A 20,362-nucleotide genomic window follows, 5' to 3' on the forward strand; every position below is an offset into this window, starting at 1 on the left:
GAGGAGAACTCGCGATGACAATGGACGAACGGGACGCGAAGTACGTGGTTTTGAACAACGGGGTGAAGATGCCCCTTCTTGGCTTCGGCGTGTACCAGGTTACGGACGCCACCGAGTGCCAGCGCAGCGTCGAAGAGGCGCTCCGCATCGGCTACCGGCTCATCGACACCGCCGCCGCGTACGGCAACGAAGATGCGGTCGGAAAGGCGCTCGAGACGAGCGGCCTGGCGCGCGACGAGCTCTTCGTGACGACGAAATTGTGGGTCGCGGACGCCGGCTACGACAAGACAAAGTGGGCGTTCGAGCGTTCGATGAAGCGCCTCGGGCTCGACGTGCTCGACCTGTATCTCATCCACCAGCCATACGGCGACGTGTACGGCTCCTGGCGTGCGATGCAGGAACTGCATCGCGAGGGCCGCATCCGCGCCATCGGCGTCAGCAACTTCCCGCCTGACCGCGTGATGGACCTCATCGTGCACAACGAGGTGGTTCCCGCAGTGAACCAGATCGAGACGCACCCATTCAACCAGCAACTCGAGACGCAGGTCTTCCTCAAAGAGAATGGCGTTCAAATCGAGTCATGGGGACCCTTCGCCGAGGGCAAACACGACATCTTCCAGAACGAGCTGCTCGGTGCCATCGGCAAGAGGCACGGCAAGAGCGTCGCCCAGGTGATTCTCCGCTGGCTGCTTCAACGGGGCGTCGTCGCGATCCCCAAGTCGGTGCGCAGGGAGCGCATCGCGGAGAACTTCGCCGTCTTCGACTTCGTGCTCGGCGACGAGGAGATGGCCTCCATCGCGACGCTCGACACCAAAGTGAGCAGCTTCTTCGATCATCGGGACCCGAAGATCGTCAAGTGGCTCGGTTCGATGAAGTGAGGAGAGGCCCCATGAACATCAACCGAGGTGACCGATGACGCTCCCGACACGTAGGCTGGGCCAAGGACTCGAGGTATCCGCCCTCGGCTTTGGCGCGATGGGCCTCTCCTTCGCGCTGGGGCCTGCCACCGACAAGAAGAAGTCCATCGGCATTCTCCGTCGCGCTGTCGAGCGGGGTGTCACGTTCTTCGACACCGCCGAGGCCTACGGACCGTACGTCAACGAGGTGCTGGTCGGCGAGGCGCTGGGCCCCGTGCGTGAGCAGGTCGTCATCGCGACCAAGTTCGGCTTCGCGCTCGACCCGGACACGGGCGCGACCCTGGGCGTCGACAGCAAGCCTGCGCACATCCGCGCGGTGGTCGAGGCGTCGCTCAAACGACTTCGGGTCGACACCATCGACCTCCTCTACCAACACCGCGTCGACCCGAACGTGCCTATCGAGGACGTGGCCGGCACGGTGAAGCAGCTCATCCACGAAGGGAAGGTCAAGTACTTCGGCCTATCCGAAGCGAATGCGGCGACCATCCGACGCGCCCACGCGGTGCATCCCGTGGCCGCCGTTCAGAACCAGTATTCGCTCTGGACCCGGGAGCCGGAGGCAGACGTGCTGCCGGCTTGCGAAGAGCTGGGGATTGGGTTCGTTCCGTGGGGGCCGCTTGGCACCGGGTTCTTGACGGGTACCGTCGACGCGAGCGCTACGTTCGGGAGTGACGATCTGCGCAGCACCTTCCCTCGCTTCACGCCCGAGGCACTGAAGGCCAACCTCGCGTTCGTCGAGGTCCTGCGTTCTTTCGCCGCCAGGAAGGGCGCCTCCCCTGCGCAGCTCGCCCTGGCGTGGCTGCTTGCCCAGAAGCCGTGGATCGTGCCCATCCCCGGGATGAACAAGGCGGAGCACCTCGACGAGAATCTCGAATCGACACGCGTCCAGCTCAGCGCAGCCGACCTCGCGGAACTCGACGCGGCGACCGTCTCGATCGCCATCGTCGGGGAGCGACTGTCCGAGGGACTGCTTCAGCTCAGCGAGAAGTAGCCGTGCGGAAGCGCCGGTGGAACCGCGCGTGCGTCAGCGGGCGTCCGTGTCGGGAATCGGTTTGGGCGGAGGGTTGGAGAACGAGGGGACGTCGACGAAAACACGCGAGGCCGCAGCCGGGTCCACCAGCACGTTGAGCCACGCCCCAGGCTGGACACGGGATGCGGCAACCTGAGGGATGCGCGCATCGGTGGTCGCCTCGTAGGGGGCCCCCTCCTTTGGGTACACGCGCATGGTCAGCGTCGGACACAGGTCACCGACATCCGGAAACCAGGTGCATTTGCTGCCCGTGAGGTGTGTCACCGTGGCCACTGCCGGGACGGCGTTGGCCGGTGCCGAATTGCCACATGCGGTCAGCAGGAGAACCGCCAACGGCAACCCATGTCTTCCAAGTTCAGTCAGGCCCACGGTCGGTGACTGTAGGATTGGCGGACGGAAGGGTCAACGCGAACAACGCGGCGTCGTAGCAGCATGAGCCCGTGTATCGCCGACGAACATCGAGGGCTTCGGCTCCCGCGCGAAGGACCGGACCACGACTTGCCCCGCCAGGTCGCCGGGACTCGACGTGCCCGTGTGACTCCCCAGGAGACGTGGCGCTGGACCTGAGCCACTGCCCTAGCCAACACGACTGGCGGCCACAGCCCCGGCCGCCAGCCGTCTCCACTCACTTCACTGCTCGATGTGGATGTGCGGCCCGCCCCAGACCCGCTGGCCGGCGGGGCGTGTCCGCTCGTCGCGCACGGTGTAGCCGCGGGCCCGGGCGTCGGCCATGAAGGCGTCGAGGCGCTCCTGGGACACGCCTCGCGAGCGCACGTCGATGGCCCGCCCCTGGTAGTGCCTCGAGCGGGTGTTGTGCCGGCCACCCGTCGTCGACGTGACGGTGAGCCCGTGCTGCTCCGCGAGCCGGGCCATGCCCTCGTACGGCCGACCGGTCGTCGACGGGGTGCTCACCGACTGCGTCTTGTTCTTCGTGAAGCTCGAGACGCCGTTGAGGGCATCGAAGGTCTTCTGCCCCGCGACACCGTCGGCCTTGAGCCCCGCCGCGCGCTGGTAGTCACGCAGCGCCCTCTCCGTTGCGGGCCCGAACTGGCCGTCCGTCTTGCCAGGGTTGAAGCCGGAGGAGCGCAGCCGGTCCTGCAACGACCGGACGGAGGCCTCGTTCTTCGTGCCCTTGCGCATCGTGCCGCTCGTGTAGCCCATCACGCTCGCGCGGTCCGCCGCGCGCGCCGCGGCCATCGAGTTCTTCGACGAGAAGCTGCTCTCGGCGGAGTACCCCTTCACGCTCGCGCGGTCCGCCGCGCGGGCGGCGGCCATCGAGCCAGGGCCCGTCTTCGACGAAGCGGACTTCGAGGCCTTGCTGTCGGCGGAATAGCCACTGACGCTCGCGCGGTCCGCCGCACGGGCGGCGGCCATCGAGCCAGGGCCCGTCTTCGACGAGGCGGACTTCGAGGCCCTGCTGTCCGCGGAGTACCCGCTGACACTCGCGCGATCAGCGGCACGAGCCGCCGCCATGCTCCCGGGGCCCGTCTTGCTGGCCGACGAAGCCGTGCTTCCCTTGCTGGCCGAAGCGCCCTTGCTGGCCGAAGCGCCCGTGCTGCCTCTGCTCGCCGACGAGCCCGAGCTGCCTCTGCTGGCCGAAGAACCCGCGCTGCCTCTGCTGCCCGACGAACTCGCACCACCGACGCCCATGACGTGCTCCTGGGATGAGGGGGAAGGCCGGGGCTGGATCACACCACCCCGTTCATAAATCGTATTCTCGGATTAATACGCGAAATGTTTCCGTCCGATAATTCCCGCCCAACCCGCGGATATCCCCGAGACACGCCTCCCTTCCCGGGGAGTGTCGCCAACCCCGTGAAATCCCCAGGGACTTCGCGGGTCGGGCACGAAAGCCTCGCCCCCGGAGGCGAGGCGCCAGAAAGCAGTCGTCACACGTCTGTGACTCGCGCACACCTGTTCAGGGGGCTGGCCGCTCGAACCCGAGCACCGCCGGCAGCACGTACCGCCCGAAGAGCTCCAACGGGAGCGCCGACCCAGCGCCGTTGTAGTGGCTGGCCGTGAAGGCCGCCGCGAGGCCCAGCGAGGGCGCAACGAAGACGTACTGGCCTCCATTGCCCCGCGCGAAGGCCACCTCCACCGGGGCGCCCTGGATGACGAAGCGCGTGCTCCACCACAGCAGGCCGTACCCCGCGTCCCCCAGCGGCCCGAGCGCCTGCGTGGACTCGGAGACCCACGCCTCGGAGACGAGGCGCTCCCCCCGCCAGGTCCCGCCGTCGACGACCACCTGCCCCAGCTTGAGGAAGTCGCGGGGCCGCAGCCGCAGGTGGCCCCCCGTGTCCGTGCCCTTCCGACCCGCGGGCTTCCAGGTGACGTCCTGGACCGACAGCGGCGCGAACAACCACTCCCGAGACAGGTCCGCGACGGAGCGACCGCTGGCGTGCTCGAGGACGGCGCCCAGGAGCACCACGCCCCCCGTGCAGTAACGCGTCACGGCGCCCGGTTCGTCGCGCATGGGGACATCGACGATGAAGCGGACCCAGTCATCGGTGTCGTACATCCGCTCTTCGTTCCCGGGAGACTTCGCGTCCCAGTCGTCGCACGAGAGCCCGGAGCGCATCTGGAGCAGGTGCCTCAGCGTGATGCGCTCCTTGCGCGGGTCCGCATTCCGGACGGGCGCGAGGTGCGGCAGCAACGACAACACGGGCGCGTCGAGGTCCGGCAGCAACCCGCGCTCATGCGCCATGCCCACCAACAACGACGTGACGCTCTTGGTGGCGGACCGCAGGTCGTGCGCGTCCTCCCGCTTGAAGCCATTCCAGTAGCGCTCGTAGAGGAGTCTGCCGTCCCGGGCGACGAGCACCGAGTCCGGCATCTCCACGGCGCCCTCCACCACGTCGTGCTCCAACGCGTCGAACCACGCCCGTTGGACACCCGCGTCCTCGAAGGAGGCCACGTCCCAACCATCGTCGAGCAAGTCCGGTGGAGACCCCGGGCCCGTAGGCAACCGTCGCTCCGAGCACGCCGCGAGACACAGCACCAGCCACGCCATCCGCTGCAACATCCCTGCACCACCATCGTTCCGGCCCCGGAAGCGCGGCAGCGTACCTCACCTCGACCGAATCCGCAGTGTCGATGCTGTAGCAACCCCGCGTCATCATCACCTGTCGGCGACGCATGACTCGAGCATCCTCCGTCGCTCTTCATCCAGCAGGAGAACCAGGAGGTCCTCGCGCGCGATGGACGCCGCGAGCCTCAGCCGATCGGGACTCCTGGCATGTCCCGGACGACCGCCTCGAGCTGCGCGCGGGACACCGACTCCGGCGTCCACGACAGCACCGCGTCGCGCACGGTCCGCGCAAGCCCACCCTCCCACTGGGATACCTTCCCGAGGACCCACGAGCGGTCGCGGATCCGCTCGGCGCGTGGCCGACGCAGTCGCTCGTAGCGGGCCAGCGCCTCGTCCGAGGGGCCCATCGTCGCGAGGAGCCAGGCGAGCGCGGCGGCATCCTCGATGGCGAGCCCGGCGCCCTGCCCCAGGTTCGGCGTCACGGCGTGGGCCGCGTCGCCGAGCAGGACGGCGCGAGGCCTCCACCAACGTGGCGCCAGGCAGTCCTCGATGTCGTTGTGCAGCAGCCCATCGAGTCGGTCGACCCGCGCCAGCGCGGAGCGCGCCGGGTCCGCGAACCCGGCATAGGCAGCTCGGAAGCCCGCGAGGTCCGTCCAGGGCGCCTCCGCGCGACGCGGGGCATTGTGCGTCAGGTAGACGTACGACCGCCTCGCGTCCAGCGGCACGACCCCCACGCGCTTGCCCTGGCCCCACATCTCGACCACGGCGTCCCCGAAGTGGCCCTCCACCACGAGCCGCCAGCACGTATAGCCGGAGTAGCGCGGGAGCACGTCGACACCACAGACATGGCGCCTCACCGCCGAGCCGATGCCATCCGCGCCGACCACGACGTCGTAGCGACCCGTGGCGCCATCGGAGAACGCCACGTCCACGCCCTCCGCGCAGTCCTCCAGCCGGGAGAGCGTCACGCCGAGGCGCGGCGCGGGCGACGCGGCCCGGAGGATGCGGAGCAGGCGGCTCCGGTGGATGGCCGTCGCCGGCAGCGGCCACCCCGGCACCGCGTATGGAGTCTGCTGGAGCACGCGTCCAGACGCATCCGTGATTCGAGCCAGGCCCACCGGATGCCCCGCGGCGAGGACCTCCTCATGCAGCCCCAGGCCCTTCATGACCGCCATCACGTTGGGGCCCAGCACGATGCCCGCCCCTTCGTCCCCATAGGTCTCCCGCCGCTCGACGACGTCGGCCACGAGCCCCCGCCTCCCCAACGCGGCCCCCAACGCCAGCCCACCGATTCCTCCCCCCACGACGAGGATCCTCACGACGCCCCCTTCGAGCCCAGCCCGGCCACCAGCATGTTCAGGTCGCCACGAAGCGCGGCCCGCGCCTTCGCTGGCGTCAGTTGCATCAGCGGCGCGAGCATCCGGATGACGGCCGCGTAGTAGAGCGAGAAGGCGAGCGCCGCCGTCGCGTCGGGCTTCAGGTCGGCCCGGAGCTCACCGCTCGCCCGCCCCTCGTCCACGACGCGGGCCAGGGCCTCGAGCAGTCGCGCCAGCGCGGGACGGTGCGCGGCCTCCGCGGAGCCGGTGACCCACGGCAGCTCCTTCACCACGACCCGGGCCAGCTCGGGCTGCGAGGCGTAGTGGGCCAGGAGCGGCGCGAACAGGTGCATGCACCGGTCCACGAAGGCGCCCCTCGGCACGGTGGACACGGCCTTCTCCACGAGCGGCATCGCTTCCGCGCGCCATAGCTCGTGCAGGAGCGCTTCCTTCGTCTCTCCGTACACCAGCACCGTGCCGGTCGCGACGCCCGCCTCCGCCGCGATGGCCCGCACCGTCGTGCCCTCGTAGCCGCGCTCCACGAACAAGCGCTTCGCCGCGGCACGGATGCGCTCCCACTTGTCGCTCTTGGCCTGCTCTCGAAGGGACATATTGAACACGTTCAATTTTGAACGCGTTCATATCGAGCGCAGGGGCGCGCGTCAACGCCGCACGGACGACAGGGAGGGAGGGGCCCCGGGCAAGCCCCCTCCCTCCACGGGCGGAAGGTCCGCGCTACAGCGTCTTCAGGTATTCAATCAGCGCGACGCGCTCCGGGTCGGTGAGCACGGAGTTGAACTCGTGCCCGGCGTTGTCCTGACCGAAGGCGTTCGTGTTGTAGATCTTCCGGTCCTCGAGCTGCGAGCGCGTGCGCGTCGGCGGGAAGAGGATGTTCCAGGAGACGATGATGTTGCTGAAGAGCACGTTCAACATCTCCTGCGCGAGCGGGGTGCGGAACTCGTCACCCGGCTGGCAGTTGATGTACGGCGACACCGCCGGGTTCAAGGGCCCCCGCCACTGGCAGGCAATGGAGTCGTACTTCCAGCCGAGCTTCGCGGGGTCGTAGGCCCGCTGGAGGTTCGTGTCGAAGCCCATGATGGTCAGCGGCTGGTCCCACCGCGGCGGCGTGGAGACGCGGCGCCAGATGGGCTTGCGGTCGGAGGGCTTGAGCACCTCCCAGACGTTGGGGACCGAGCCGTTGTGGAGGTACGGCGCGGTGGCCCAGACGCCGTACAGCGGCGGCGCGAGGTAGCCGAGCTCCCGGTTCCCTCGGATGTGGGGCTGGTTCTGCGGGCCGCAGTCCTGGTCCGTCCCCGCCGTCGAGGGATAGCCGAAGAAGTTCTTGGCGCCCGCCGCCTGCACCGCCTGGTTGTTGGTGTTCACCCGCACCGGGTCCGTACCGATGATGTTCAGCGGCACGATGTAGCTCGCCATGCCCGCCAGCGCCGGCGTCGCGAGGTACGTGGGGTCGTTGACGTAGCGGGACGCATAGGCGCCGTGGCAACTGGCGCAGGATCCGTTGCCCTGGGGCCGGGCGATGGGGTTGTTGCGTCCCGGGCCCCACATGTCGAGCGTGTGGAACAGCACCGCGCCCTGCTCCGCCAGCGCCTGGTTGATGGGCAGCGGATAGGCCGGCGACTTGAGCGACTCGACCCAGGTATTGAGCGGGGGCCCGTTGACGCGCATCCAGTTCTGCCCCGCTTCGCTGACCGGCCCGCCCACGCCGCCGAAGAGGCCGAAGAACGGCGTGTAGAACACCATGTCCACGCGGGGCGCATCCATGGGGAACACCCCGTCGACGAACTTCACCGGCCGGTGCCCCATGTTCCACCACGCCGGGGTATCCATGCCCGCCGTCGAACCGGAGTTGATGACGCCCAGCACCTCGGAGACCGACAGCAGCCGCTCGTCCGGGAACAGGAACGCGAGGTTGATGTCGCTGGCGTTGTTGGTGCCACGCGTGCGGTTGAGGTTCAGGAACGTGGCCAGCGACGCGGGATAGCCCAGGGGTAGCAGGTCACTGAGGAACAGGTCCAGGTCCGCCAGGCTGCTGCCGCCGCCCATCATCACCCCGAGCCCCGGTCCATCCGCGGGTGTGCCCACCGCGCCGCTGTGGCAGGCGTGACAGGTGACGCCGATGCGACCGCTCCAGCTCCCGTCCGGGTTGCGCAGCTGCGTGAGCATCTGCGGCAACTGGCCACTGCCACCATTGGACCAGTTGGGGTTCTGCCCGGGCAGCGGATACGGGTTGCGCTCCGTGCTCAGCACCGACCCGTAGCGCTGGGCCACCAGGGAGTCGAAGTTGTCGGGGCGGAAGAGGAAGCCCCACATGCGCCACAGCTCGTTGTACTGCAGCGACGTGAACGTGGAGATGCCCAACGCGGACTCGACCGACATGGGCTCCGTGCCAGCGAAGAGCGCGCCCGTTCCCGGGTGGCCGTTCGTCAGCAGCCCCTCGCCGTGGTAGAAGCGCTGCCGCAACTCGCCACACGTCTTCGCCGGGCCTTGCTCCTGTACCGCCGCGGGGTCGACGTGACAGTTCTTCCAGAAGGCATTGAAGTGCACCGCCCGGCCATTGCTGATGCCGGGTTGCACCAGCGTCCGCGGGTCCGCCGGAAGGATGGCGCTGTCGGGTTTGCCATAACAGAAATCCCACTGCACCGAACCGCCGCGGCTGCTGCCGAGCAGATCCGTCGCGGCGGCGGAGACAGCGGGGAGCGTCAGGATTCCCGCGAGCAACGCTCGCATGAACGGTACGGCGATCCTGCTCGATGCAGATGACGACCACTCTTCGCGCATGGGGCCCTCCTCGTGCACTGCGTGATTCCACTGCCTCACCGAGGTGCGAGGCAGGACGCAGGGCGAGCTCTCCCCGAGCGCAGGCTCACACCGGCCAATGCCAGTGCAACCCTGCCCAGGGACATGGCGGACGGCACGCGACGAGGCCCGTCGACGAGAGCCTCGCTGAGACCTTCCGCCCTTCCGCGCTCACCGTGTAGCCACCGCGCACTTCACTTGACTGGAGCACGGGTCCCGCGAGCTCCCCGGCAAACAGCCGGGATGGATGACTGGCATCGAGGGGACTCGTCACTCTCTGACAGGGAAATGATGGACGGCTATTGGCACGGCGTCAATAGGACCTCCATGTTTGTCCTGGCTTTATCAATTGCCGGGCTTTGCCGCAGTGCGACATCGAGGCAGGGATCGCACCGCGAAGAGCAGCACATCACCTACCCGGGCACGGATTCCGTGCCACGCGCCAGGGCCCTCAAGTCGAACTCCTTCGCCGTGCGAAGGGTCCGGTATCGCTCGGGGAATGCGGTCAGGACGAGCACCTGGAGGGACTCACCCGCCGCGTCGATGAGGTCCAGGGCGCGCCGGTGACGCGCGGGGTCTGTATTCACCAGGGCGTCGTCCAACACGAGGAGCTGGGGCTCCACCCGTGCGCCCTGCTTCGACAGCAGCTCCCCGAGCGCCAGCCTCAGCGCGAACAGGGTCTGCTCCTGTGTCCCCCAGGAGAACTGGGTCAGGTCCCGTTCGTCCTCCTGGAGTCGCAGCGAGGCCTCGTCGAGGTCGGGGCCCAGGACGAGCGCCTCACGCATCCCTTCTCCCCGGATGTGCATCAACCGGCGCTGGACGGCGTCCTCCATCGGAGCCACGAACGTCCGATGCACCTGCTCCTGCCAGTGCCGGATGCGTTTGCGCAGCAGGTCCGCGGCAGTGGCCCGAAGCTGGAGCTGCTGGTGCGCCTCGACCGCCAGGGCGAGTCGCTCCTCCGCCTCTCCCAGGCGTGAGTACACGCCAGACTCCGCCGCCTGTCCGAGCAGGGCCTCGCTCCGGATGATGCGCTCCCGCGCCGCCTTCTCCGCATCCAGGACGCGTTCCCGAGACTCCTGAAGCTGCCGGCGCTGGCTCGAGGCCCGCTCCTCCGGCCGGGGAAGCCGCTCCCGCAGCCCCTTCACCATGTTCTCCAGGCGCGCCAGCTCGCTGCCCGCGGCCTCGACCCGCGCCCCCAGTTGCTCCAGCGAGAGCCCTTCGCTTTCGAGACGGGCTTTCAACTCCAGCTCCAGGGCCCGAGCCGACTCCTGTGCCCCCTCCCGCTCCTGGAGCAACCCGCGCAGGTGCCGCTCCACTTGCCGATAGAGCGTCTCCGCCTCCACCTTCACCTTCTCCCGAGCCCGCGCCTCCTGCTTGCGCTGCTTCAGGGCCTCGGAGAGTTCATTGACCTCCGCGTACGGATACGTGGAGAGCGCTTCGACGGCGAGGTCGAGCTGCCCGGCGAGCGCGCCCACCTTCCCGGCGTGTTCCCGCGCGACTTCACGAAGCACCTCGACCTCCTCGAAGCCCGCGGACTCCAGACATGCCGCCAGCGCTTCCGCGTGCTTCTCCTCCTCCTTTTGCACCGCCTGCTGCTCCTCCCACTTCGCCCGCAGCTCAGACAGCGTCTTGACACCATGCTCCTGGAGGCGACGCGCCACCTCCTTTCGGTGCTTCTCCACCTCGGCCTGGACCTTGCCGAGCTCCTCGGCGCCGGTGCTCACACGCACCTCACCCACGTCCTTGATGCGCAGGCTGCCCGCGGTGACCCCCACGAAGAGCTTCTGCTCATCCTCGGCCAGCTTGTGTCGCTGGACATGCCCTTGCACCTCCCACTCGATGGTCCGCGCCCCCTCCGGGGTGAAGAGCACCTGGATGCCCTGCACCTCCAACCGGTCCTGCGCCTGCCGCTGCTTGCGCTCGGCCTCCTCCGCGCGCTTCAGGTCCGCCTCGGAGACCGACTTCGACGCGGAGACCTTGCGGCGAAGCCCCACCACGAGCCCCTCCAGTCGCTCCGCCTGCTTGAGCTGCCCCTCCAAACGATGCTGCTCGGCCAACACCTCGCGCGCCTTCTCCAACAGGCGTCCGCGCTCCAGCCGCTGCTCCGCCTTCTCCTGCTCGCTCGACTGGGCGAGGACCGCGTCCCTCGACTCCAGGAGCGCCGCCTCCTCGCGCAGCAGCGCTTCCTGGGCCCGCTGGATGGCCGGTCCCCTCTCCGCCACGGCCGACTGGTGCCGCGCCACCGTCTGCCGCAGCGCGAGCAGCTCCCGTTGCTTCTGGTCCAATCCCTCCCACACCTGGCGCTGGCGCTGGACGTCCTTCTCCCGGAGCGCGAGCTGCTGCTCCAGCTTCACCTCCGCATCCCATCGCTCCTGGAGCGCGACGAGCCGCGCCTCGTAATCGGAGCGCTCCCGCATGAGTTCCACCAGGGAGTTGCTCGCCTCCTCGATCTCCCGCGCATGCTCCGCCGTCGCGTCCCGCTGGGCCCGCAGCGCCTCGACGCCCTTCTGGAGTTCGAGCACCTCCGTCTCACGCTTCTCCAGCTCACTCCTCTTCGCCACCCCACCCTTCTTCGGCGTGAAGAACCCGAGATACGTCTCCTCCACCCGCTTCAACATCCGTTGCTCGGGGTTGCTCAGCGCCACGACCCCCACGGCCTCCATCAGCCGGGACTTGAGCGTCGCATCCAATCCTGGCAACACGTGCCGCTCCGGCGACTGGCTCAACCAGAGCAGCCGAGCAAGCCCCCATTGCCCCACCTTCGTCGCCCCAGTCGGTGCGCCCCCCGAGAAGAGGAGCCCCCGGACGAACTCGTCCGCGGCCTGTGACTCCGCCAACGGCACGAAGCGCCCGTCCTTCCACTCGTCCAGACGGCTCTTCGCACCCTCGAGGAACACCTTCTCCAGGCGATAGCGCGCCCCTCGCGACTCGAACTCCAACGACACCGCCGGCGACAGGGACGTCCCCCAGGGACGCAGCGCGATGATCTCCTTGTCCCGCGTCCCGTGCCGGTCGAACAGCGCCCTCGCCAGCGCCAGCACGAGGCTCGACTTGCCTGTCTCGTTGGGCGCGTGGATGACATGGACGCCCATCCCCAGCCCATCCAGCTCCACGGGGTTGCGGAAGCAACGGAAGTGCTGGACCCGGAGCTTGCGGAGGATCATCGCCACGCCTCCATCACCAGCTCCGACAGCAGCCTGCGCGCCGCGAGCCGCCCCGCCTCCGACACGCCCGGCTCCAGCGCCCCCGACTGCTCGCCCAGGAGCGCGGCCACCAACGAGCTGCCCCGGGCAATCTCCGCCAGCCGCCCCTCCACCTCGGCCTTCGCCTTGTCGTGACGCTCGACCCTCACATGGAGGAAGCCCTTCCCCAAGAGGTCGTCCTCGAGCCCCTTCACGACCGCGTCGGCGTCCTCCGAGGCCACCCCCGTGGTCCGGACCCGCACCAACGTCTTCGCGCGCTCGGCCGAGTCCCGGAGCTCGCCGAGGACGCGCTTCGCCTCCGACTCCGCCCCCTGGCCCAGGTCCAGTTCCACGGCCCGCCACGACAGCGTCCCCGTGGACACGGGGGTCAGCCGGGGCATCGCCCCTCGCGAGGCGAGCTCCACCAGCAGCGCCTGCCCGGAGCCCTCCTCGCCGAACTTCGTCGTCTCGTGTGCCCCGGCGTAGGCCGCCCGCCCCTCGTGGATGTACTGCCCGTGCCAATGCCCGAGCGCGAGGTAGTCGAGGCCCGCGCGCGCCACCGCGTCCAGGGCGATGGGGAAGTCGTCCGGGGCGTGCCTGCCCGCGATGCGCAGCGAGCCATGCGCCACGCCGACGCGGATGGCGTCCACGTCCTGGCGCCCCCACCACGGCGCGGTCGGGTCCTTCATCCCCTTCTTCTGTCGAAGCGGCGCGGCGAGCAGCACCGCCGACGTCCCCGGGACGGGCACCGGCGCCTCGCCATCCAGCATGTGCACCTGCGCGGGCCGCTGCTTCCACGAGGCCCGGTGATAGACCGCCTCCGGCGTCAAGGCGTCATGGTTCCCCGGCAGGACGAAGACCGGGGCGCGAGAGGCCTCCAGCACCGTCATCACCTCGCGGACCAGCAGGTCGTCGACCAGGTTGTCCTCGAAGATGTCTCCCGCGAGCACGACCGCGTCCACGCGCTGGCTGTTCGCGACCCGGATGACATTGCGCGCCGCGTCCAGCCTCGCCCTCCGGACTTCCTTCGCGACGGATGCCACGTGCTGGGCCCGGAGCCCCATCTGCCAGTCCGCCGTATGAAGAATCCTGACCATGCCCCACCGAGGTGCCGCGAATGACAGACGCGGCGGTATGAGTTCCGGCGCGATTGACAGCGCCAACACACCACCGACGGTAGCGACGCCAGGAATGGCGGGACATACCTCCCAGGAGGTACGCGCGGATCAACTCGCACCCACCCGGATGAGTGCGTCCCCACCCACCCCTCATCCAATTTCAGACAGGTCCATCCGACTCAAGCCCTGGCATCTGGCCGAGCGGGAAAGTTAGGATCCTCGTCAGGGATGGGCCCCCTCCGGAGCATCGGTGCTCCTGCCTATCCGGTAACAATCACGCTCGGGTGCGTAGGAGCCTGGGCAGGTGGCATCCAGGGCCACCAGGACCTCTACCACCTGGGTGGTAACGACAGGCGCCGCCTGTGCGCCTATTCAAGGTGAGCGGATATCAGACCCACGCGGGACGTACTCCCGCCAGAAGGGGACGGAGGAAGGCGCCCATGTACTTGGATGCTCGCGAGGTCGCCCTGCGCGACAAGGTCATCATCGCGCTGAACAGCTCTCTCAACCTCTCCGTCGTCCTGGAGCGGGTCCGGGGGTTGCTGCTGGAGCTGATTCCCTCGGACTACCTCGGGCTGTGTGTCGTCACACCGGGGCGGCCCGTCGAATACACCTGGCACGTCCCCGGTCCGCGCGTTCCCCTCCTGGAACAATACGACGCCGACGTCATGGAGGCCGACTTCGTCCGCAAGACGCTCGTCCACCACGTCGACCAGGTCATGCGGGACTCGGAGATGGTGTCCCGCAAGGAATTGGAGAGCAGCCTCCTCTATCAGCGCAGCCGGGAGCAGGACCTGCGGCTGGAGCAGGTGATGGCCGTGCTGATGAACGTGGAGCCGGGGGTCCTGGGAGGCTTCACCCTGTACCGTGACCGCCGCCGCCCCTTCTCCGAGAAGGCGGCGGAGATTCTCGCCAGCCTGCTGCCGCACCTGGCGAACGCCGTGCGCAACTGCCACCTGATGTCCATGGCGGAGGTCGGCGCCCAGTTGTTGGAGCGCCTGCACGACCGCCCCGACTCCGGTTACCTCATCGTGGACCCTCCAGCGCGCGAGCGGCGACGCTCGCGCTGGGCCACCGAGCTGCTCGAGAAGTGGTTCGCCCAGTCGGACCGCCACAGCTCGGGCCTCCCCGAGGTGGTCGTCGACCGGCTCCGGGCCTTGCCGCAGATGACGCCGGAGCAGCAGCTCAAGCACAGCGTGTGGGTGCTCCCCCACGAGGACACGTACCGCGTGCTGAAGTTCATCGAGTTGCCCGGTCAGGACGGTCCCCGCCCCTGGGCCGTCATCCTGCACGAGGCGTCACATGCCATCCCCCTCCCCGAGGAGATGCGGCGGCACCTCACAAGACGGGAGATCGAGGTCGCGCAGAGCCTGCTGCGCAACTGGGAGTACTCCCAGATTGCGCGCGAACTCCACATGTCGCCCGCGACCTTGAAGGTCCACATCCGGAACATCTTCAGTGTGGACAAGCTCCACTGCAAAGACAGGGCGGACTTCGTCTTCCAGGCGGCCCGGTTGCAAAAGCCGATGTGAGGAGGCCAAGCCACCACGGGCGGGCCCGCCCCCCAACGGAACCCCAGGCCCACCCGTGGTGCTCAACCTGATGAACGGTCAGAACCGAGGCAGCGCCAGGAGGTTGTCCGTCAACCGGTTGTTGGCTTCTGACCGCAGATAGGGAGGTGTGGCCCGAACCACCAGCACCCGGACATCGCCTGTAGGAGCTTTCACCCAGGCTTCACCGCCCTCATCAATCCATCGAACCATGGCCTCTCGCGTGGACGTATCCGTCTTCGCTCCGTTCGTCCAATGAACGGAGGTGATGTGTTCGAGCCGCTCTCCACCCTCGAGGTGAATGTGCGTGATGTAGAGCATTCAATCGTCTCCCGTGTGGATGTCTTCCTTCACACGGGAAGATGGACCTCGCGGGGAGGGATGTCTGTACCTCCCCGGAGGTATGCGCGCTCACAGGTCGCGGAAGAAGCCGGGGTACACCGCGCGCGTCGTCCGCGCCGACAGGACGACGGCGGCCTGGTCCTCCACGTCCGTCAGGGTGCGCAGCAGGGACGTCAGCTCGGCCACGTGGTCTTCATCCAGCGAACCGTGGCTGCGCAGGAACGTCACCGCCTTGCGGATGTTGGGGATGGGGCTCACCTGGAGCAGCCGCTCCACGGCGCCGGTCGCGCGCGTCACGGAGAGGTACTCCAGGATGTACGCCGTCCCCAGGAGCGCCGTGGGCACCCCCGCCCAGGCCGTGAAGCAGTTCCAGCCGGTATAGGCGTCCACGGCCGGGGACGGAATCGTGTCCCGGACCTGGTCCACCGAGCACCCCAGGTTCTCCAGGTCCGACAGGAGCCAGCGCTCGTGGCCGCGCTCCTCCTCGGCCTTCTGCAGCAGCAGGTCGGCCAGGTGGGGATGCCGGCCGAGGCGCCTCAGCCGCGCGCCCGCGCCCTGGAGCAGCGGCGTGCTCCAGCGCACGTAGTGGTACGTCTGCATCAGGTAGTGGACGTAGCCCTCCAGGGGAATCGTGCCGTCGAACAGCCGGCGCGCGTCGGGGTGCGCGTCCAGCGTGGCCACCAGCCCGCGCCCCTCCTGCTCCAGCAGGCCCACCCAGTCATTCGGCTTCGAGGTCTCCATCGTCATCTGCACGGACGTCTCCTGTCCGGGGCGCGAGCGCTCCCGGTTGCTACGAGGTGAAGGTGAAGGGGAAAGGACAACCCGCCTGGCGTTCAGGCGGCGCGGCGCAGGACGCCGCCCATCGCGCGGAACCGCTCCAGGGTGCTCTCGGGAATCTCGTCGAGCGCCGCGATGAGCGGCAGCGTGAAGCGGTGGAAGCTCGCGTCGTACAGCGGCTCCGCGACGAAGCGCGCCCCCATCTTCCGCGCGAACAGCGACGGGGCCCGCGGCATGCGCAGCCCGCCCAGGTTCCCCTGCCCCGCGCGCTCACGCTCCACGGCCGTGTAGAAGGAACTGGCGGGGATGGCCGGGGACGACTGGGGCGTCGTGAGCCGGACCTTCCACTTCGGATTCACCCAGCCCCGGTGCGCGGCCACCCGCGCCATGAGCGCCGCGTCCTCGCTCGAATCCGTGTCCAGGTTCGCCGCGGCAATCCAGTGCGTCACGCCCCGCCGCCGGCTCTCCGCGTAGATGCCGGCCTGCAGGTGCGCCACCGCCTCGGAGCGGCGCCACGGCTCGAGCACGCAGAAGCGCGCCGTCTCCGCGAACACCCGACCCGGCGCGCTCACGCCCGACAGGTCCAGCTTCTGCTCCAGTTCGAGCCCCAGCCGCCCGCCCATGGCGAGCGCCACCTCCGGGTTGGACAAGAGCATCCGCAGCGTCGCGACCGGCTCGCGGCCCGCGTAGACGACCAGGTGCACGGTCGTCTCCAGCGTGTCGAAGCAGTTCACCTCGCGCCGGGTCGGCGGGGCCTTGCCCCCCATCAACCCCAACTCTCCACCAAACACGTTCCACCGGACACGCAGCGCGTCGTCGAGCTCGCGCTGGGTGGTGGCCACTCGGCAATACATGGACGTCATGGGTCCCCTCTCGGAAGCGGGTCGGGCCAGGCGTCACGCCGGCCTCGACCTTTCTTTCGTCGCCCCCGGCCGAAGTGCGCCAACGCCTCGCGTTTCCGCGTCCAGCACCTCGGGTACCACCCGGGAGGTACAGACGGACGACGCGGCCTGCCGCAACCTCACACGGCAATGCGCACACACACCCATGTCGCACTCACCTGGGCGGGAACGAAAGAACACCCAGCAAGCAGTCAAACCGTGAGCGGGGCCGTGGAACCCGGTGAGGAGTAGGAATGAGTTTTCCAACACAAGCGGAGGAGCAGGCACTTCATGAGCGTGTCCTGGCGCGAAGACTCGACCCGGTCGCGACCCGGGATGTGTTCGAGGCCTTCACGGAGCCCATCATCGGCATCCTCTGTAAACAGCGCGGTCAGACCCGGGAGGACGCGCGCGACGCGACCATCGACGTCATCTACTCCTACCTGAACCATCCCGAGCGCTTCGACCCGCAGCGGGCGCGCCTGTCCACCTATCTGACGCAGTCCGCCAAGAAGCGCGTGCTGGATTTCTTCCGTTCCAGCGAGGCGCGGCAGCGACGGGAACAGGAATTCGGGGGTGTTTTCGAACTTCGCGCGATGACTCCGAAGGAGAGCATGGAGATCACCGTGGAGGCACGACTCGCCGTGGAACGACTCGAACGGGCCCTGACGCAGGAGAAGGACAGGACCTTCCTCAAGCTCGTACTCGAGGGGGAGCGTTCCACCCACATCCTGGCGGAGGCAATGGGCCTCCCCGCGTCGACGGAGGCGGAGAACCGCCGCGAGGTGAAGCGGAATCGGGACCGTCTCATGAAGCTCCTCGGGCGACTCCGAAAGGAGGACCACGATGTCTAACCCTGACTGGCTCGAGCACGCGGTGCGCCGCGGACAGCTCGAACCCTGGACCCTGGCACATACGTTCGAGCGATATCGACAACTGGAGGGACTGAGCGAGGACGCCCTGGCGAGAGAACTCAACTGCACACGCGAAACGCTCCATTGGATGTCCCTGTGCCGCAAGCCCGAGGGCGAGGACTTCAGGGCCCAGGTCACCGCCGTCGCCCAGCGACACGACGTCAGTCCCCTCGCGCTCGCGAAGGTGATTCGTCACGTCGAGATCATGAATGGTTTCGCGGAGTCGGAGTCCGCCAGGGCGGCGAACGGGGACACAGCGCCCCTGCGACTCGCGGCCCGGGAGAACGTCGAGGACGACGAGAAGAACTCATGATCGAGCCCTGGCTGGAGGAGGCGGTGAAGGCCTGTGGCCTGGAGCCCCCCTCCTCCTTTCCTCGTGACCTGATGGCACAACTGCCGTGGCTGCCCTTTCCCGCCGAGGCGGTCGGGTTGCCGGGGCTGTCTCCCGAGGCCATGCGGGCCTGGCTCGCGCGCCGTGGCATCCGCCGTCGGGTTTTCGATGATTCGCACGGACTCAAGGGCTGCATGGTCGCGGACCACGACAGACGGTGCATCGTCTTCTACGACAACCGCCAGGAGCGTTCCGAACTCCGGTTCACCATTGCCCACGAGCTGTCCCACTTCGTGCTGGAGGAATGGCTTCCCCGAAGGAAGGCATCGCGAGTCCTCGGCGATCCGATTCGCGCCGTATTCGACGGCGAGCGCGCTCCCACGACCGACGAGTCGGTTACCGCCCTCTTCGAGCGAGTGCCGTTGGGCCCACCTGTCGACCTGATGGCGCGCGACGCCGTGGGACACTATGCCAACCAGGCCATCATCGAGGCGGAACACCGCGCGGACCGCATGGCGCTGGAGTTGCTCGCTCCCGCAGAGTTCGTCCTCCCCCTCGTCGCCGACGTCTCCGAGGACGAGGCGCGGGGCCGACTCGTTTTCAGCTTCGGACTGCCTTGGGACATGGCGAGAGCCCATGTCGTTTGGCTTCGTGAGCGCCTGCGCGCGCCGCGTTTCTCCATCGATTCGTTTCTGGGACAGGAGGGAGAGTAGCGATGAAGAGAGGGGCTCCGCCGGACGATGTGGATGCGATGTATGGGGATGACGATTTCCGGGAGGCGTTCGGCGAGGATCTGCTCGCCATGTTGGACCTCGACAGCTGGTCCACGGGCCTCGACCTCGACCGGGTCATGGAGAGATTCCGTCGGGAGATCGCCCATGCCGTCCACAAGGAGGACCGCCTGCGCGCGGCCGTGCGCAGCGAGATCTTCCCCAAGCTGGCAACGCGGCGCCGCAATCTGCCCGAAGCCGGCGTCTACAGGGTGACTCCCGACGAAATCTCGCTCATCCACGACCGGCTGCTGTTCCGGGGCCACGTCGACGCGGTGGCGGGAAGCCACGCCGCCCACGACAGCCTGCCCATCGGCATCTCCCAGATTGGCGTGGGGGTCGTGGGCTACCAGGGGGCCTCCGGCGCATTCTCGCAACGATTGTTCCGCAAGGAGATGTCGGCGCGCGCCACCAACCTCCTCCAGGAGGCGAGGGACTTCATCGAGATGCGGCAGAACCGGTATCGAGGCCACAACGACGCCATGTCTCGCATGGCGTGCCGAGGCATCCGAACCTATGCGGAGCGCGCCGTCCTCTTGACCCGCTCGACGGCGGCGTGGCGCATGGGGGTGGGGAACCCGTGTGCGCACGAGCTGCTTTCAGGCTCCGGGTACATGGGCCTGCTCCATCGCTCGATCCAGGTCCTGAACCAGCTCATCCACGAGCACAAGAAGTTCGTCTTCGTGTCCGGAGCACTCCACGACCGGGGGTTCCTGACCCTGGGATACTCACTCGATGCGGGGGAGTACGCCCTGCTCGAGACCCTGGAGAGTGAAGGCGAGGACATCGTCGATGGCTGGAAGTACGGGGACCGGAGCAAGCACGCGGCGCGGGAGTTCGTGCGCGGCTCGAGTACCCAGATCATCAAGGGCCTGTACCGGGTGTCGGACCACGCGCCCCCGCGGTTGTTCTACGCGCACCGCGAGCACGTTCACGAAGCCGCATGGGTGGCCATGGCGGACAGCGTGCTTCGCCCCGAGCGCGGCTTCCCCATGCTCGTCGATGTCGCGGAGCTGTCGTGCCGCAGCGCCTTCGGCGACGACGGCTTCCTCGGATTCGTCCACGACGCCTATGCCCGGGCTGGGGCCAGTCTCCAGTTCTTCAGCGAGCGCACCACACGCAGGTAGCGGAGGAAGCCCATGACGAGCGACGGCAAGGGCCCCAGGCCCCCCAACAACGGCACGTTCGAGTTCGCCGCGAGCCGACCGACGCCCCCGCACGGCGTGAACGGTCGAGCCCCCGGGCTCCCCGTTGCGGGCGGTCCGCACGACAACACATCAACATCACGCGCCCCTGGACCGAATGAAGTCCGGAGGCCAGGCGCTCCGCCTGGAGCGAGCGGACAGGCGACTCCCATGGGGTCCCCGGAATCCACCGAGTCATCCACTC

The 20,362-nt window shown here is 68.3% G+C and carries 19 protein-coding genes; 8 read left to right on the forward strand and 11 right to left on the reverse strand.

Annotated features, from left to right (window positions below; all coding sequences use genetic code 11):
- Positions 1-14 precede the first annotated feature (14 nt).
- Complete coding sequence (locus tag LZ198_RS05985) at positions 15-878, forward strand: aldo/keto reductase (protein WP_253970904.1); 864 nt, start codon at positions 15-17, stop codon at positions 876-878.
- Between the two features lie 34 nt (positions 879-912).
- On the forward strand, positions 913-1,908 hold the full coding sequence (locus tag LZ198_RS05990; RefSeq protein WP_256559288.1) for an aldo/keto reductase: 996 nt from the start codon (positions 913-915) through the stop codon (positions 1,906-1,908).
- Between the two features lie 33 nt (positions 1,909-1,941).
- On the opposite strand, the gene LZ198_RS05995 is transcribed toward LZ198_RS05990, so the two are convergent.
- On the reverse strand, positions 1,942-2,280 hold the full coding sequence (locus LZ198_RS05995) for a hypothetical protein (RefSeq protein WP_253970906.1): 339 nt from the start codon (positions 2,278-2,280) through the stop codon (positions 1,942-1,944).
- 297 nt (positions 2,281-2,577) lie between these two features.
- A complete protein-coding gene (locus LZ198_RS06000) occupies positions 2,578-3,321 on the reverse strand; it encodes a peptidoglycan-binding domain-containing protein (RefSeq protein WP_253970907.1) in 744 nt (247 codons plus the stop codon).
- Positions 3,322-3,436: 115 nt separating this feature from the next.
- On the opposite strand from LZ198_RS06000, the gene LZ198_RS06005 reads away from it, so the two are divergent.
- On the forward strand, positions 3,437-3,655 hold the full coding sequence (locus LZ198_RS06005; RefSeq protein ID WP_253970908.1) for a hypothetical protein: 219 nt from the start codon (positions 3,437-3,439) through the stop codon (positions 3,653-3,655).
- A 210-nt stretch (positions 3,656-3,865) separates the two neighbouring features.
- Here the strand turns inward: LZ198_RS06005 and LZ198_RS06010 are convergent, their stop codons facing one another.
- The 6 genes from LZ198_RS06010 to LZ198_RS06035 all read right to left on the reverse strand — a co-directional run bounded on the left by LZ198_RS06010 (position 3,866) and on the right by LZ198_RS06035 (position 13,387).
- On the reverse strand, positions 3,866-4,969 hold the full coding sequence (locus LZ198_RS06010; protein ID WP_253970909.1) for a serine hydrolase domain-containing protein: 1,104 nt from the start codon (positions 4,967-4,969) through the stop codon (positions 3,866-3,868).
- Between the two features lie 191 nt (positions 4,970-5,160).
- Positions 5,161-6,294, reverse strand: a complete 1,134-nt coding sequence (locus tag LZ198_RS06015; protein ID WP_323381991.1) for an FAD-dependent monooxygenase — start codon at positions 6,292-6,294, stop codon at positions 5,161-5,163.
- Positions 6,291-6,902 (reverse strand): TetR/AcrR family transcriptional regulator, encoded by a 612-nt coding sequence (locus tag LZ198_RS06020; protein WP_253970910.1) that lies wholly within the window; start codon positions 6,900-6,902, stop codon positions 6,291-6,293. The genes LZ198_RS06015 and LZ198_RS06020 overlap by 4 nt, the downstream gene beginning before the upstream one ends.
- A 124-nt stretch (positions 6,903-7,026) precedes the next feature.
- Positions 7,027-9,039: a rubber dioxygenase RoxB gene (gene roxB, locus LZ198_RS06025; RefSeq protein WP_253970911.1), complete on the reverse strand. Its 2,013-nt coding sequence runs from the start codon at positions 9,037-9,039 to the stop codon at positions 7,027-7,029.
- A gap of 482 nt (positions 9,040-9,521) precedes the next feature.
- Positions 9,522-12,272: a hypothetical protein gene (locus tag LZ198_RS06030; RefSeq protein ID WP_253970912.1), complete on the reverse strand. Its 2,751-nt coding sequence runs from the start codon at positions 12,270-12,272 to the stop codon at positions 9,522-9,524.
- Positions 12,269-13,387: a metallophosphoesterase family protein gene (locus LZ198_RS06035; protein ID WP_253970913.1), complete on the reverse strand. Its 1,119-nt coding sequence runs from the start codon at positions 13,385-13,387 to the stop codon at positions 12,269-12,271. The genes LZ198_RS06030 and LZ198_RS06035 overlap by 4 nt, the downstream gene beginning before the upstream one ends.
- Before the next feature lie 461 nt (positions 13,388-13,848).
- Here LZ198_RS06035 and LZ198_RS06040 point away from each other — a divergent pair, with 461 nt between their 5' ends.
- Positions 13,849-14,940 carry a helix-turn-helix transcriptional regulator gene (locus LZ198_RS06040; protein ID WP_253970914.1) on the forward strand — a complete coding sequence of 364 codons (1,092 nt, stop codon included), beginning with the start codon at positions 13,849-13,851 and terminating at the stop codon, positions 14,938-14,940.
- Positions 14,941-15,018: 78 nt separating this feature from the next.
- Here LZ198_RS06040 and LZ198_RS06045 read toward each other — a convergent pair whose 3' ends face one another.
- The 3 genes from LZ198_RS06045 to LZ198_RS06055 form a co-directional block, all read right to left on the reverse strand.
- A complete protein-coding gene (locus tag LZ198_RS06045; protein ID WP_253970915.1) occupies positions 15,019-15,279 on the reverse strand; it encodes a DUF3892 domain-containing protein in 261 nt (86 codons plus the stop codon).
- 90 nt (positions 15,280-15,369) lie between these two features.
- Positions 15,370-16,047, reverse strand: a complete 678-nt coding sequence (locus LZ198_RS06050; protein ID WP_253971106.1) for an iron-containing redox enzyme family protein — start codon at positions 16,045-16,047, stop codon at positions 15,370-15,372.
- Positions 16,048-16,133: 86 nt separating this feature from the next.
- On the reverse strand, positions 16,134-16,940 hold the full coding sequence (locus LZ198_RS06055; protein ID WP_253970916.1) for a GNAT family N-acyltransferase: 807 nt from the start codon (positions 16,938-16,940) through the stop codon (positions 16,134-16,136).
- A gap of 272 nt (positions 16,941-17,212) precedes the next feature.
- Here LZ198_RS06055 and LZ198_RS06060 point away from each other — a divergent pair, with 272 nt between their 5' ends.
- From LZ198_RS06060 to LZ198_RS06075, 4 genes are read left to right on the forward strand one after another with little or no spacing between them, the layout of a single operon-like run.
- A complete protein-coding gene (locus LZ198_RS06060) occupies positions 17,213-17,812 on the forward strand; it encodes an RNA polymerase sigma factor (protein ID WP_253970917.1) in 600 nt (199 codons plus the stop codon).
- Positions 17,805-18,185 (forward strand): hypothetical protein, encoded by a 381-nt coding sequence (locus tag LZ198_RS06065; protein WP_253970918.1) that lies wholly within the window; start codon positions 17,805-17,807, stop codon positions 18,183-18,185. The genes LZ198_RS06060 and LZ198_RS06065 overlap by 8 nt, the downstream gene beginning before the upstream one ends.
- Positions 18,182-18,916 carry an ImmA/IrrE family metallo-endopeptidase gene (locus LZ198_RS06070; RefSeq protein WP_253970919.1) on the forward strand — a complete coding sequence of 245 codons (735 nt, stop codon included), beginning with the start codon at positions 18,182-18,184 and terminating at the stop codon, positions 18,914-18,916. The genes LZ198_RS06065 and LZ198_RS06070 overlap by 4 nt, the downstream gene beginning before the upstream one ends.
- 2 nt (positions 18,917-18,918) lie before the next feature.
- Complete coding sequence (locus LZ198_RS06075; protein ID WP_253970920.1) at positions 18,919-20,100, forward strand: hypothetical protein; 1,182 nt, start codon at positions 18,919-18,921, stop codon at positions 20,098-20,100.
- The last annotated feature ends 262 nt before the right edge of the window (positions 20,101-20,362 follow it).

Source organism: Myxococcus dinghuensis (genome assembly GCF_024198235.1).
GTDB classification, from domain to species: Bacteria; Myxococcota; Myxococcia; order Myxococcales; family Myxococcaceae; genus Myxococcus; species Myxococcus dinghuensis.

What these genes read in the sequence shown, in the direction of transcription:
- roxB (WP_253970911.1), bottom strand. Translation starts at nt 9,039, where the DNA reads ATGCGAGCGTTGCTCGCGGGAATCCTGACGCTCCCCGCTGTCTCCGCC.
- LZ198_RS06035 (WP_253970913.1), bottom strand. Translation starts at nt 13,387, where the DNA reads ATGGTCAGGATTCTTCATACGGCGGACTGGCAGATGGGGCTCCGGGCC.
- LZ198_RS06030 (WP_253970912.1), bottom strand. Translation starts at nt 12,272, where the DNA reads ATGATCCTCCGCAAGCTCCGGGTCCAGCACTTCCGTTGCTTCCGCAAC.
- LZ198_RS06045 (WP_253970915.1), bottom strand. Translation starts at nt 15,279, where the DNA reads ATGCTCTACATCACGCACATTCACCTCGAGGGTGGAGAGCGGCTCGAA.
- LZ198_RS06075 (WP_253970920.1), top strand. Translation starts at nt 18,919, where the DNA reads ATGAAGAGAGGGGCTCCGCCGGACGATGTGGATGCGATGTATGGGGAT.
- LZ198_RS06000 (WP_253970907.1), bottom strand. Translation starts at nt 3,321, where the DNA reads ATGGCCGCCGCCCGTGCGGCGGACCGCGCGAGCGTCAGTGGCTATTCC.
- LZ198_RS06070 (WP_253970919.1), top strand. Translation starts at nt 18,182, where the DNA reads ATGATCGAGCCCTGGCTGGAGGAGGCGGTGAAGGCCTGTGGCCTGGAG.
- LZ198_RS06010 (WP_253970909.1), bottom strand. Translation starts at nt 4,969, where the DNA reads ATGTTGCAGCGGATGGCGTGGCTGGTGCTGTGTCTCGCGGCGTGCTCG.
- LZ198_RS06040 (WP_253970914.1), top strand. Translation starts at nt 13,849, where the DNA reads ATGTACTTGGATGCTCGCGAGGTCGCCCTGCGCGACAAGGTCATCATC.
- LZ198_RS05990 (WP_256559288.1), top strand. Translation starts at nt 913, where the DNA reads ATGACGCTCCCGACACGTAGGCTGGGCCAAGGACTCGAGGTATCCGCC.
- LZ198_RS06050 (WP_253971106.1), bottom strand. Translation starts at nt 16,047, where the DNA reads ATGACGATGGAGACCTCGAAGCCGAATGACTGGGTGGGCCTGCTGGAG.
- LZ198_RS06065 (WP_253970918.1), top strand. Translation starts at nt 17,805, where the DNA reads ATGTCTAACCCTGACTGGCTCGAGCACGCGGTGCGCCGCGGACAGCTC.
- LZ198_RS06020 (WP_253970910.1), bottom strand. Translation starts at nt 6,902, where the DNA reads ATGTCCCTTCGAGAGCAGGCCAAGAGCGACAAGTGGGAGCGCATCCGT.
- LZ198_RS06055 (WP_253970916.1), bottom strand. Translation starts at nt 16,940, where the DNA reads ATGACGTCCATGTATTGCCGAGTGGCCACCACCCAGCGCGAGCTCGAC.
- LZ198_RS06060 (WP_253970917.1), top strand. Translation starts at nt 17,213, where the DNA reads ATGAGTTTTCCAACACAAGCGGAGGAGCAGGCACTTCATGAGCGTGTC.
- LZ198_RS05985 (WP_253970904.1), top strand. Translation starts at nt 15, where the DNA reads ATGACAATGGACGAACGGGACGCGAAGTACGTGGTTTTGAACAACGGG.